10 protein-coding genes are annotated in these 12,734 nt (G+C 34.1%); 4 read left to right on the top strand and 6 right to left on the bottom strand.

Annotated features, from left to right (window positions below; all coding sequences use genetic code 11):
- The first annotated feature begins 213 nt into the window (after positions 1 to 213).
- Positions 214 to 762, top strand: a complete 549-nt coding sequence (locus ACRBBL_RS11400) for an NUDIX hydrolase (protein ID WP_431369177.1) — start codon at positions 214 to 216, stop codon at positions 760 to 762.
- Positions 763 to 981: 219 nt separating this feature from the next.
- Here ACRBBL_RS11400 and ACRBBL_RS11395 read toward each other — a convergent pair whose 3' ends face one another.
- The 6 genes from ACRBBL_RS11395 to ACRBBL_RS11370 all read right to left on the bottom strand — a co-directional run bounded on the left by ACRBBL_RS11395 (position 982) and on the right by ACRBBL_RS11370 (position 8,767).
- Positions 982 to 1,401, bottom strand: coding sequence for a hypothetical protein (locus ACRBBL_RS11395; RefSeq protein WP_431369176.1), 420 nt, complete (start codon positions 1,399 to 1,401; stop codon positions 982 to 984).
- Between the two features lie 79 nt (positions 1,402 to 1,480).
- Positions 1,481 to 2,599, bottom strand: coding sequence for a hypothetical protein (locus ACRBBL_RS11390; protein ID WP_431369175.1), 1,119 nt, complete (start codon positions 2,597 to 2,599; stop codon positions 1,481 to 1,483).
- Between the two features lie 20 nt (positions 2,600 to 2,619).
- Positions 2,620 to 3,318, bottom strand: a complete 699-nt coding sequence (locus tag ACRBBL_RS11385) for a S1 family peptidase (RefSeq protein ID WP_431369174.1) — start codon at positions 3,316 to 3,318, stop codon at positions 2,620 to 2,622.
- Positions 3,318 to 4,697 (bottom strand): serine aminopeptidase domain-containing protein, encoded by a 1,380-nt coding sequence (locus ACRBBL_RS11380; protein WP_431369173.1) that lies wholly within the window; start codon positions 4,695 to 4,697, stop codon positions 3,318 to 3,320. The genes ACRBBL_RS11385 and ACRBBL_RS11380 overlap by 1 nt, the downstream gene beginning before the upstream one ends.
- 163 nt (positions 4,698 to 4,860) lie before the next feature.
- On the bottom strand, positions 4,861 to 5,802 hold the full coding sequence (locus tag ACRBBL_RS11375; protein ID WP_431369172.1) for a helix-turn-helix domain-containing protein: 942 nt from the start codon (positions 5,800 to 5,802) through the stop codon (positions 4,861 to 4,863).
- 490 nt (positions 5,803 to 6,292) lie between these two features.
- Positions 6,293 to 8,767, bottom strand: a complete 2,475-nt coding sequence (locus ACRBBL_RS11370) for a M14 family metallopeptidase (protein WP_431369171.1) — start codon at positions 8,765 to 8,767, stop codon at positions 6,293 to 6,295.
- A 474-nt stretch (positions 8,768 to 9,241) separates the two neighbouring features.
- Between ACRBBL_RS11370 and ychF the strand changes: the two genes are divergently transcribed.
- The 3 genes from ychF (at position 9,242) to ACRBBL_RS11355 (ending at position 12,622) form a co-directional block, all read left to right on the top strand.
- Positions 9,242 to 10,333 (top strand): redox-regulated ATPase YchF, encoded by a 1,092-nt coding sequence (gene ychF, locus ACRBBL_RS11365; protein ID WP_431369170.1) that lies wholly within the window; start codon positions 9,242 to 9,244, stop codon positions 10,331 to 10,333.
- A 159-nt stretch (positions 10,334 to 10,492) separates the two neighbouring features.
- Positions 10,493 to 11,644 carry a DUF4274 domain-containing protein gene (locus ACRBBL_RS11360; protein ID WP_431369169.1) on the top strand — a complete coding sequence of 384 codons (1,152 nt, stop codon included), beginning with the start codon at positions 10,493 to 10,495 and terminating at the stop codon, positions 11,642 to 11,644.
- Between the two features lie 81 nt (positions 11,645 to 11,725).
- Complete coding sequence (locus ACRBBL_RS11355; RefSeq protein ID WP_431369168.1) at positions 11,726 to 12,622, top strand: DMT family transporter; 897 nt, start codon at positions 11,726 to 11,728, stop codon at positions 12,620 to 12,622.
- The last annotated feature ends 112 nt before the right edge of the window (positions 12,623 to 12,734 follow it).

Below are 12,734 nucleotides of genomic sequence, written 5' to 3'. Positions count from 1 at the left end.
GGTATTTGGTATTAGTAAGTTTTTTAAGAACGTACAGATGCATGAACAGATAACTGACAACGAATGAAGTTCAGCTGTTTATAAGTTTAAGAGTTTGTGCTTTGAAAAAAACAGGAAGTAAAGAACTTAACTCACAACTCACAACTCACAACTCACAACTCACAACTCACAACTCACAACTCATAACAAGAGCAAAGCGACAAACCAAAAACCATGGAACAAATCGACATCCTAGACCAACACGGAAAACCCACAGGCGAAATTCTTCCCAAACGAGAAGTACATCGCCACGGACATTTTCATGCGTCAACACATTTATGGTTATATACAAAGAGTGGAAAAGTGGTCTTACAATTGCGTGCAGCGATCAAACCAAACTTTCCAAACTGTTGGGACGTTTCTGTTGCAGGACATATTAGTGCAGGAGAAACAGCTTTAAATACTGCCGTAAGAGAAGCACAAGAAGAACTTGGCATCAAAGTACAGACAGAACAACTACAACAAATAGGACATTTCCGAATCGATTACCAGCATGCGGAAGACTACCGCGATCGTGAATTCATCACCATTTTTGCCTGTGAAATTCCAGACGAACCATTAAACGCAATACTCCAAGAAGAAGAAGTTGCCGATGTAACAATGCTTCCACTAGCACAAGTAGAAGCTGAATTAGCAGACACTGAACTTGCTAAGAAATACGTTCCCTTCAATAAAGCGTATGCGAAGGAAGTGTTTGAGAAACTTACGGAGCTTTTTTGTTAGTTATTAGTATTGAGATATTAGCATTGAGTATTGAGATTGTTTAAAACGTCATTGCGCGGAAGTATGACAAAGCAATCTGTTTCTACAATTACAAATCGTCACTTCGAGTGAATTTCTGTAAAGAAATTAGTATCGAGATGTGCTTGGAGTTTCAAAATAGTTAGCAATAATTCTATACCAAACTGGAGCTGTCCAATTAGCATTAGTATTGAATGATATCTATTTTTGGTGCTGTAAAAACTGTTTATAAGGCGCTATTAATCGTTCCGATATGAATAGAACTTCATGGGGTTTATTTCTCACGGCTGTGGCATTGGTAATAAAAAAGGTTGCCTCAGGAGTACTATGTGTGGGTTCTCCATAAAGAGATTTAAAATGATTAACAAACTGTTGTTCTTCATGAGCATCCGTTAATATCCAAACAATATCCAAAGTATCATCAGCAAAAATGAGTTCTACTTTTCGTTTTTTACCAGCATACATAAAACCATGTACATCCAATTGCGATTGATTGTTTTTTGCCGTAGGCAATTGAATGGGCTCATTGAGTCTTACAGTAATAGAATCTGATAATGTGCTTAGACGTTCCTTCATTTCAGCCATAGAATTACCAAACTCAAAAACGGATGGCTTTACCATGATTTTCTTTTGGCTACCACAGGAGCTAAGGAATAGACTCATTAATACGGAGATATATAAAATATAGTGTTTCATTATTTTAACTTTTTATTTCTTTTAAATTTTCATCATATTGTTTCATTCCAGATATGCTACCATCTTCAGCATATTTGTACTCTATAGCGGCAAAATTTGCTCCTTGAGGTTTCTTAAGGTTTCCATCAGCATCTACATATCTAATCCATTCAATACGCTTACCATCTTTGCTGTATTGTCGTTGTACCCTTTGAAGTAGCTTATCTTCTATATCTAGCGCCTTAACTTCTATTTGATTGTTGTACTTGTCGTAGGTATTTAAAACTCTAGCCACTCCAGATGGCATCGCTCTTTTTTTGCCATACACTCCAAAACCTCTAAGTTCTACTTTATTTCCTTTAGCATCGTACAAATGCTCGCCAATGGCAAAATCTGGAGCGTTACCGTTAACTGGTTTTAAATCTTTATCGAATACCATCCAACGAGAAAAATTCTCTTCTTGATCATACACAATGCGATCCAAGCCAGCTTTCATTACGTTGTTAATAATAGTTCCATCATCGTCTAGGTGATATACAAAATCCAACAAATCATCATCGCCGTATTCCAGTCTTACGGTATAGAAGGTGAAATTTGGTCGAATGGTTTTTGGTTCACCTTTTAGGTCAAAACGTTTTTCCAGAATTTTTCCTTCTCCTAAGTCAGTCCATTGATACTCATGAATTCCCCAAGCATTTTCTGATGGTTTGTTATCCTTATCGTAGAACTTTACAGCTTTTCTCTTACCGTTTTCATCCAAATCGAAAACAGCTTTGTACATTTTGCCATGGGCTTCTATTTTTTCATTCAAGCGATTGTAGTAATGTCTTATTTCTTGGTTGCCCTTGTATTCAATCGTCATCTTGGCTGAAAACCAAATAAAACTATCCCAATTGTCATTGTTATTTATAATAAAATCCCCAAGCCTGTGAGAGACTTCAATTAACCGATCTTGATTGTCGTACACAAAGCGGTAATGTGTTTCTTTTTGTGCTGTTTCTTTATTAATTGGATGATTTCCTCTAGTATCTGAAAATGGAGTTTCTCTAAAAATAAGATGCCTGTAGTATGCAGTTTTTTGAGCAAAAAGCTCCGTAGAAACTAATGACATAAGTAATGATAATGTTATGAGTATATTTCGCATAGTATTCAATGTAAATTTGATTATTTGTGTGTGTTAATTGCAGTTTTGAAATAGTCTAAAGAGGCTGGTTCAAAAACATATTTTTGTTCTTTTTCATTGAAATACCCCATAGAGACTATTCCAACTAATTTTCCGTTTTTATCAATTACTGGACCTCCGCTGCACCCTCCGTAGTTTCCTTTTGGTACATCGAGTTTTAAATTATTGTCTTCTGTGAGTCCAATAAAAGTCCCTGATACGGTTATGGGATGTTCATTTTTATAGGGGTAGCCTAAAAAGTGAACTGTTTCATTCATTTTTAAAGGAGTATTTCTTAGGGAATAAATGGCGATGTTATCAGGAATTTTCCCTTTTACTTCAAAAATTAACCAGTCTCCTTTAGGTGGCATTATGATGGGTTCATCTATATTTTCATTGATGAGTTTCCCAGTAATTAGCCTATTAGCTTTATTCTCCTTCGAGTATAAAATCCACGACTTTAATTCATCACCAAAGCTGATGGTTTTCATGCTATCCGTTTTGGCGAAAAACAAAACATGTTTTGCTGTTATTGCATAAATTTTATTGTTGTGACGTAGCAAAAATCCGCTTCCTGCATGTTGGTTATCAAATTTGGAATTTTTGAAGGACGCTTTGCATACCAAAACAGAGTCGATTTGGGCATTTGTTTTACAAGTAAAAGCGAAAAGGCTAAAAAAGATTACTAATTTTAAATACATTATTTTTTGATTTTGCTTCGTATCCATTTCACACTTTCCTTACCTAAACTAGTACTATAATTGTCTCGTGCATGACTCATATAGCTTCCATTGCCTAAGGTTTCAACATTGTGTTGCATGGAATCAAAGTTTACAAAACCGTGATCTGCATTTTTTATCAGGATAAAATCGCCACGACCTTTATTTTTATTTACGATCTCAGCGATTCCCTTAGCACTTTTAGGGCTAATAGCCTGAATATCAAATTCACCATACATGGCCAAAACGTTTGTAGTTACTTTGGACCAAGCTTCAGGAATATTGACATCTGCTAAGTTTTGCCAAAAATCAAAATGACGACCTATGTATTGATTTTGTTTAAAGTTGAGTTCGTTTGCACTGAAGAACGCTGCGTACGCCGTATTCTTCAGTATTTCTGTACCTGATAGTTTATTGATCAGGAAATCTTCGTTAAACTTTAGGTTTACTTTATTAACTTCTTTAATCTGTGCATCAGACACACCAAAATGTTTGGGTTGAATGGTATATAAGTCTACCATATAATCATACCAGTTTTGCGCTATGCTTCCATACGTTATAATACCTCGAGGTGATTTTATAGTATGTATAAGAGGTGCGATAACACCGCCCATAGAATGCCCAAACATGAAGATGTTATTTGCATCTATAGATTCTTGCTTCAAAAGGTCTTTATACCCTTCCTTAAAGGCAGTAAGCTCTTCGTCGAAGCTTAGTTGCATACAGTGTTTTTTACTCTGACTATCTCCAACACCTGGCTTTTCAATTCTATAAACAGCATAACCAGCATTCACCCAATCGTTCATAAGTTTTTTCATTGGATTACTGTCTGAGACTGTTTCTATTGAACCACAAGTATATCCCTGCAAGAAATAAACCACAGGTGCTTTTTTAGTTTCTTTTGGTGTTACCAAAATACTTCTTAAAACGTTACCTTCATAAACAACCGCTCCATAGGTAACATTACCATTTTTAAATGTTTCATGGGGGCGACCTAATAATGATGTAGATTTTGTTTTCTTTTTGCTATTAGCATAAAATTCGACTTCTATTGTATCACCTTCATATAGATTGCTAGTAATTGCCAGTACATCTTGAATTGTATGTACCAATGTATCATTTATCCGTATTAAGATATTTCCTTGAGCAATACCCAAGTTCGCAAACGTCGAATTGGGCATTACTGTCATGATACGTATACCCGAATTGACTTTTAAGTTATGCTGTTGTGCGATGCTATCATTTATCGTTTGCATTGTAATGCCTAAAAGACCTTTTCGTTTAAGGGTTTGGGCACTGATGGTTTGTAAACTGAAAACAAACAGAAAGATTAGTAATTTAAAAAAGTGTAAATGTTTCATTAATATATATTTGCTGAGAGTGCATTGCAACACTCTATAATAGATTTTCTAACGCAAACGTACTTTTTAAATCAAGTCGTGTCGTCCGAATACCTGCAAATACAGAAATTAGTACCTTTATTTAAGAGTTATTTAACAAAACAAGAAGGATACACCTAAAGGTTTATCCATAGAGAGAAGTCATATAATTTTTTCTGTAAGCAGAAGGTGTTTGTCCTTCCATTTTTTTAAAGACCGTATTAAAAACAGATTTACTGTTAAAACCAGATTCGTATAAAATGGTAAGAATAGTCATATCATCATTACCATTCTTCAAAAGTGATTTAGCTTCTTCTATACGATAAAAATTGATGAAGTCGTAGAAATTCCCCTTGTAAAAGGTGTTAATTAAAATGGAAATATTTCGAGCCGATTCACCAAGAGCATCTGATAAGTCACTAATTTTTAAATCAGATTTTTTATAGAGCTTTTTTTCTACCAGCAAATTGCAAAGCTTAGTGTAAAGCGCTTTATTTATTTTAGGATTGGTAGTTTCCTTTTTTAGTTTAATCGTTAAGTTATTATAGAAAAACTCAGGATGATTTAATAATTGAAATAAAACAATATTAGATAAAATCAACAATAACAAAAAACCAATAAAAGTAAATGCTGTAGCCAGATTTGGCGATTCCTCGAGGAGTGAACTTACTCCAAATAATAACCAGACAACAATAAACAAAACCAACGTTTGCTTGAGCCATTTTGCAATTCTTTTGAATCTTAAGTTGTCACTTTTGTGTTTATAAACCACCCAAAACGAAATAAATGTATACACAAGCACTTGAGCAAAATATAATTTGTCAAATGAATTTCTAATCCATAAGATAGTTTCGGTAGCCTTAGAGTTTTCCATAGCTATAAACATCGTTACAAGTACTATGTTTAAAACTGAAAAGATGATAAATGGAATAAAATGCACCCAATACTTTTTTAAGGACAAACTTCCTTTAATGATACTTTTGGCAAATAGAAATAAAATGGGTGCGTAAAAAAATAGAAATGAATTTAGGATAATTCCTGAATAAAAAATGGACGTATTTTCTGGGAAAATAGATTTGGTAATCATCAAGTTACTCACCAATGTTAATCCTTTACCAATTAAAAAGAAGGAAAAAACATAAATAGCAATATCTAACTTCTTTTTATAATGCCAAATCAGTACAGCAAAAAGAAGGAAATTAAAAGCCGCTATGCATTGTATAAACGCTATAATTTGAAATTTTTATGATGATATAACAAATATCGTAATTTAAAAGCAAAGTGATTTAAACTTTGATATTTTTTGATTGTTAAATGATGAGTTAAAGCAATGCCGATTTGCACTTAACTCTAGCATTTAGAAAGCAAAGTGTCTCTAATTTAAGATATTTAAAAATAACGAAAAACAATAAACTTATTTACAGTTAGCAAGCAACCAACATCTAAAAGCGCTTTAGCGCAATCTAAAAGCAAAGCGATCTAAGAGATTCGCCTACACGAGAACGAGTCTAAAAGCACGTCAGTGCGATCTAACAGCAAAGCGATACTAATAATCCAAGAGCGAAGCGAGTCTAAAATCACATCATCCCCGAAAAGAAAATCGCATTCATCAACAACTTATTCGTTCCGTACCAAAAAGCTCTAAAATTTGTATTATCGGTAAAAGCAATCACACGACCACTTCCCATACGAGTGGTTTGAAAAGGAACACTATTTTTCAAAAGTTCCAAATTCTCTTCTGATACATAACCGCTTAATAGAGGCGAATTTGTATACTGAATTGGGTTGTTATAACTCTTTTCATGCGGATTCACAAAAACCGTCGTATTACGAAACATTGGCAACTCGTCTTTCAAGTACCCAAAATTAATAGGATGCGATCTATCGATCTTTGTGTTAAAAATGGCACCACCAATTACTTGTGCGCCGTTATGATCTCTGCGTTGCTCAAAAGAAACATTCTTAGCGTCAATACCAGTTTTCTTAATATCGAGCTTCATAAATTTATGCTGATTTAAATAACGAACTGCATTTCTATAGGCAATCAAAGTACCACCATTTTGAACCCACTTTTTTAACTTACTCGTATGACTTTTTGATAACGAATACGTATTTGGTAAAATAATATGAGTGTACTTCGACAAATTCATTCTGTCAAAATTGCGCATATCTAATTTTGTCAACGGAATTTCATAACGTTGGTCAAATAAATGCCAAATCTCACCTGCATCGTACGAAGTAATGGGACCACCAATAAGCATCGCAACTTTAGGGTTTCCAATCGCTTCAAAATTATTACTTCCCAAATCAATTCCTTCAGTCAATCCAGAAGAAACGGCAGTAATGTTGAGGTGACTTTCTTTAGCAACATAATTTAAAAATTTCTTCATTTCTTGTGCGTTCAATCGCTGATTTTGCACAGGAATCATAATCGTTCCATAATCATAACGAACTCCTTCCAACGTAAACGGTTTCATGGCAACTTTTGCACGCAGTTTTTTCGATTTAATAATTGCCAACGCTTTTGGTGAATAATATTCGTTCCACTCAAATAAATAGGCATAATTTCCGGCTCCATTTACCGTTCCTGTTGGCGCTTGTAAATCTGTAATTTCGCTTCCAGCATTACCAAGTGACGTTAAATCATTGTATGACAAATTGAACGCTAATGGAAATGTCCACGCAGAAATATCGTAAAATAAACTATCTTGAAACTGTGTGCGTTTCTCAAAAATTGCATTAATCAATCGGTGTTGACGTTGATCTCTCGGTACAATATAACTCGCACCTTTTTTATATTTTGTTCCACTCACAGTCACATCATTTTTAACTTCGTGAATGGCAATATTGTGTCGTTTTAAAATTTCGGCTAAATGGTATGCTTTCGCAGCGTCTTTTTCATCACCAAAAATATAGGCTTTTGCTTGTGTGCGAGCGGCTTCTTTTCTTGCATTTTCATAGAATTGTCTCTGATATCGTAGAATAGTCGTGCGCATATTAGTAGCAGCTGCTAGCGTAGACAATGCAGCAGTGAATTGATTTCGAATGGCAAACGGAAATGTCACTAAACCATTCTCACTCTCCTGAACGTGTCCGCGGGCACTTCCTTGTTCAAACAAAATTCCAATACTTCCATTAATATCAGGGAATGTAGAACCTTTTCCATAATAAAAATCGTCAAAACTCTCTTCGGTATAATACAACGAACCAATCTTGTCAAATGCTTTGGCATGGTAGGTTGCAATCTCTTTCGTTAAATCTTGATTCATTTGCGGCGTTAACGGATGCGTACGCGACGGAATTCCAGGTTGAAAGAAAAAAGAGGAATTAGAACCCATTTCATGATGATCTGTCAAAATATTTGGCATCCAACGGTGAAATGTTTTAATACGCGCTCTCGATTCTGGCAATTGTACAGGCAACCAATCTCTGTTCATATCAAACCAATAATGATTGGTGCGTCCGCGTGGCCAAGCCTCGTCAAACTCTCTATCTTGTGGATCGCTAATCAAATGTTCACTTTTGTGCATATTTACCCAACCTGCAAAACGCTGTAAACCATCAGGGTTAAAAGATGGATCTAACAAAACAATCGTATTTTTTAACAAATTATCAATCTGAGTTCCTTCGGCAGCAGCCAAATAATAGGCGAGGAGCAAAGCAGCATTACTTCCACTAGCTTCATTTCCATGGATGGAAAACCCTTGATACACCACAATTGGCATATTCGTAATTTGAGCATTTGCGCCACTTTTTTCAGTCAGACTCACATGCTTTTGACGAATGCTTTCAATATTTTGATGATTCTCAGTTGAGGTTACAGTTAATAATAGTATTGGACGATCTTCAAATGTTTTTCCGCGATCTTCTAGCGTAATTCGATCCGAACTTTTAGCCAACTCTTTCATATACATCACCAATTTATCGTGTGTTACATGCCATTTTCCTACTTCATGACCTAATACACTTTCGGGCGTTGGAATATTTTTATTATACGTAACATCCGTTGGTAGGTAATAAGACAGCGATGGTTTCTCTTGTGCATTCGTCATAAAAAAGGAGAGACAAAACACAAAAAGAACAAGGTTAGAAAATCGAAACATATGGTTTTTTGGATTGGTTAAAACACAAAAATCAACTATTTGTCGCCCAATTCAAAACGGGAAAACCGTATTTAACAAAAAAGGTGTATAAATTATATGTAGGTTTTGAGTATTTAGAAGTTCGTATTGAGATGTTTCAACTGTCAATTCGAGTGATTTTGGTTGTATTGTACAAGAAATGAACTTCAGAGAACTTTCAAAAATAAGACGTGTTGATATAAATGTAATGCCAAAAAAAACTACTAGTTATCAAACTAACCCAACAGCCAACAATGCTAAATATTAAATTATAAATGCTAAATATTAAATGTAAAAATTATATTTAACCCGCATAAAACTTGGATATAAAAAAAACGAGCAATAAACATCAAACTACAATCAACAAAAAAACTATATTTGCACCACTAAAATTTTATTATCACAATGAAAGCTGGAATTGTAGGATTACCAAATGTTGGAAAATCAACCTTATTTAACTGTTTATCGAATGCGAAAGCACAAAGTGCAAACTTCCCATTCTGTACGATTGAACCTAATTTAGGAGTCGTAAATGTACCAGATCCAAGACTTGAAAAACTAGAAGAATTGGTAAACCCACAGCGCGTATTGCCTGCAACGGTAGAAATCGTTGATATTGCAGGATTGGTTCGTGGAGCTAGTAAAGGTGAAGGTTTAGGAAATCAATTTTTAGGAAACATTCGTGAGTGTAATGCTATCATGCACGTATTGCGTTGTTTTGACAATGATAATATTGTACACGTAGATGGAAGTGTAGATCCAATTCGTGACAAAGAAACGATAGATATTGAATTACAACTAAAAGACCTTGAAACCGTTGAAAAACGACTAGAAAAGGTAAAAAGAGCTGCGAAAACAGGAAACAAAGAAGCACAAAAAGAACAAGCTACTTTAGATAAATTCAAAGCAGCTTTAGAACAAGGTATTTCAGCAAGAGCTGTAAATGTTACTGAAGATGAAGAAGAATTAATGAAAGGTTTTCAATTATTAACTGCAAAACCAATTTTATACGTATGTAATGTAGATGAAGCTTCGGCAAAATCTGGAAACGCCTATGTTGAAAAAGTACGTGAAGCCGTAAAGGATGAAGATGCTGAAATTATTGTATTAGCCGTTGGAACAGAAGCTGATATTGCTGAATTGGAAGACTACGACGAACAACAAATGTTCTTAGAAGACATCGGATTGGAAGAACCAGGCGTTTCTCGTTTAATTCGTGCTGCATACAAACTATTAGACTTACAAACATATTTTACTGCAGGAGAAAAAGAAGTACGTGCTTGGACAATTCCTATTGGTTCAACAGCGCCACAATCTGCTGGTGTAATTCATACTGACTTCGAAAAAGGATTCATTCGTGCAGAAGTGATCAAATATGAAGATTATGTAACATATGGTACGGAAGCGAAAGTAAAAGAAGCAGGAAAATTATCTGTAGAAGGAAAAACATACATCGTAAATGATGGTGATGTAATGCACTTCTTATTCAATGTATAGTATTACAAAATAGATCGTATAAATGATCAAAAAATAATAGATGTTAAAACCTTCAAATTTAATTTGAAGGTTTTTTGTTTTTAGATAGAATTCGGTTAGCTTTAAAAACAAAATTATAAGAGGAAATCTCTGCTGTACTATTGATAATTTAAGAACTCTATGAAAGACTTTTTCTTCAGATTACAAGATCGCATTTACAAATTCATTGAAAATGACATAACTCCAAACGAAAGTAAGGAAACGTATGCTGCGCTAAAAACAGAAATTAGTGAATTAGATAAGTCCGATTTTAGAGATCATTCCAATCACTTTGTGCAAATGCTTGATTCTCATCACAAACGACATATAGATGGAGTATCGTTTGAAGATTTTATGAATATGGAGTTTCCTGAGCCAACAGTACGCGTAGGAAGATTGCCAGTAGATTTCAACGAAGAGAACTATGATTTCATGAAAACGCTGGGCAAAAACACAGAAATGACAGTGCAAGAGTTGGCGGATTTTATGTGGTGGAATAAATATTATCCGCAGTTCAATGTCGATATTGATACCGGAGAAATTATTCAAATAGATACCAGAAGTAAAGGACGAACGTTCAATTTTAGTAAAATCCCCAATATTTCAAAATTAAAAAAACTCAAAAAAGTTAATATTTCACATGTAACTGATGAAGTGATTGACTTCACAAAAATTGCACCGAAATCATTATACTTAAAAAAATTAGATATTAGTAGTATCACAAAAGTCAAAAAAATAATCTTAACAGGAACTATAGAAGAATGTGAATTTGATTTTGTGGAAAACCTAGAATCTTTGGACTGTACACGAATTGATTTATTAGACTCTTACTACTTTACAACTTTTTATTGTAAAAATAACGGTCCATGCATTATAACAGATGCTCAAAAAAATCACCCTTCGCCTTTTTCTAAATTCAGATGGAAGAAAGAATTGGTCAAATCAACAACAGAGGAAATTGATACTTTGGCGGCAGGCTATAACTGGGACAATGGTACAAAATTCTTACGATGGGCAATCAAGCAACCACAGTGTGACAAAGGAACAGCACTTCATATTTACTGGCGCGGCGCTCCAGAATGGTACACGCAATTCAAGTCTAAAAAAGAAGTAGATGAATGGGCGCAAGATGGGTATGCACTATTAGCAGCCATTGAAAGACGTATGAAAAAAGATGATTTTACTTCGTACAATTATAAATTCAATATCAATAAACACTTAAATAATAAACCCGTAAACTATCCAGAAAACAAAGTAAGAGACATTCCTGAGTATATGTTTGTCAATGATTAAAAAAGCTTATGTTGCTTTTGAACAGTGTAATATGAGTTTAGTTGGCAACGGCGTTAGATAAACTTACAATACTTTTGTCAAATGAAATCTAAGAGTGCATTTTTATACGGAGTTTGCATAGGTATTTTAGGGATAGTACTATTTTCTTCAAAAGCTGTCATGGTTAAGTTGATATATAACTATGAAGTAAACTCCCTAGATGCTTTATTGCTGAGAATGCTGTTTTCTTTTCCAATATATCTATACATAGCGTATCTATATAGAAACAAAGAAAATCCTGACACTACAACACATAAAGATTATGTATGGATACTTATGTTTGGATTTGTAGGCTACTATTTAGCAAGTCTGTTCGATTTTATAGGACTTACGTATATAAAGGCAAGTCTGGAGCGAATCATATTGTTTTTATATCCTACAATTGTACTGTTGCTAAATCGTTTTTTCTTAAAAACAAAAATATCATCCAAACAGCTACTAGCTATTGGTATTACGTATGTCGGAATCATTATTGCGTTTGGACAAGAAGTTCAATTTTCAGGAACCGAAACATACATTGGAGGTGCATTTATCTTGCTAAGCGCATTTACATACGCTTCCTATTTAGTTGGAAGTGGTTGGTTGATTCCAAAATTTGGCGTTGTAAAATTTACAGCCTATGTAATGATCGTTTCTTGTGTATGTGTATTTGTTCATTACGGAATTGCAGGAAGTTTTGACATATTCAATTTTCCGTGGCAAGTATATGTATTAGGATTCTTAATTGCAGTATTTGCAACTGTAATACCTTCATTCTTAGTATCAGAATCTATAAAACATATAAGTTCTTCAAACTTTGCAATTATTGCAGCTATAGGACCTATTTCTACCATAATTTTAGCGGTTATCTTTTTAGGAGAAGAACTAAGCCTTCTACAGTATTTTGGTGCATTGATTGTTATTTTAGGAATCGTATTAATCAACTTAAAGAAAAAGTAATTTTAGAATCTTTGGATTTAATAATTAAATAAAAGTAAGTTAATTCGTATGTAAAATCATTAAAAAGTAAGATTAAACATTAAGAATTTTATAAGATTACAGTAATCATTTA

Source organism: Kordia sp., assembly GCF_050633145.1.
Classification (GTDB): Bacteria; Bacteroidota; Bacteroidia; order Flavobacteriales; family Flavobacteriaceae; genus Kordia.
The sequence above is the reverse complement of the archived record's forward strand: the minus strand, read 5'-3'. Positions and strand labels throughout refer to the sequence as shown.

Coding starts and splice junctions, on each gene's coding strand:
- ACRBBL_RS11355 (WP_431369168.1), top strand. CDS start 11,726: ATGAAATCTAAGAGTGCATTTTTATACGGAGTTTGCATAGGTATTTTA.
- ACRBBL_RS11380 (WP_431369173.1), bottom strand. CDS start 4,697: ATGAAACATTTACACTTTTTTAAATTACTAATCTTTCTGTTTGTTTTC.
- ACRBBL_RS11390 (WP_431369175.1), bottom strand. CDS start 2,599: ATGCGAAATATACTCATAACATTATCATTACTTATGTCATTAGTTTCT.
- ACRBBL_RS11360 (WP_431369169.1), top strand. CDS start 10,493: ATGAAAGACTTTTTCTTCAGATTACAAGATCGCATTTACAAATTCATT.
- ychF (WP_431369170.1), top strand. CDS start 9,242: ATGAAAGCTGGAATTGTAGGATTACCAAATGTTGGAAAATCAACCTTA.
- ACRBBL_RS11385 (WP_431369174.1), bottom strand. CDS start 3,318: ATGTATTTAAAATTAGTAATCTTTTTTAGCCTTTTCGCTTTTACTTGT.
- ACRBBL_RS11370 (WP_431369171.1), bottom strand. CDS start 8,767: ATGACGAATGCACAAGAGAAACCATCGCTGTCTTATTACCTACCAACG.
- ACRBBL_RS11375 (WP_431369172.1), bottom strand. CDS start 5,802: ATGATTACCAAATCTATTTTCCCAGAAAATACGTCCATTTTTTATTCA.
- ACRBBL_RS11400 (WP_431369177.1), top strand. CDS start 214: ATGGAACAAATCGACATCCTAGACCAACACGGAAAACCCACAGGCGAA.
- ACRBBL_RS11395 (WP_431369176.1), bottom strand. CDS start 1,401: ATGGTAAAGCCATCCGTTTTTGAGTTTGGTAATTCTATGGCTGAAATG.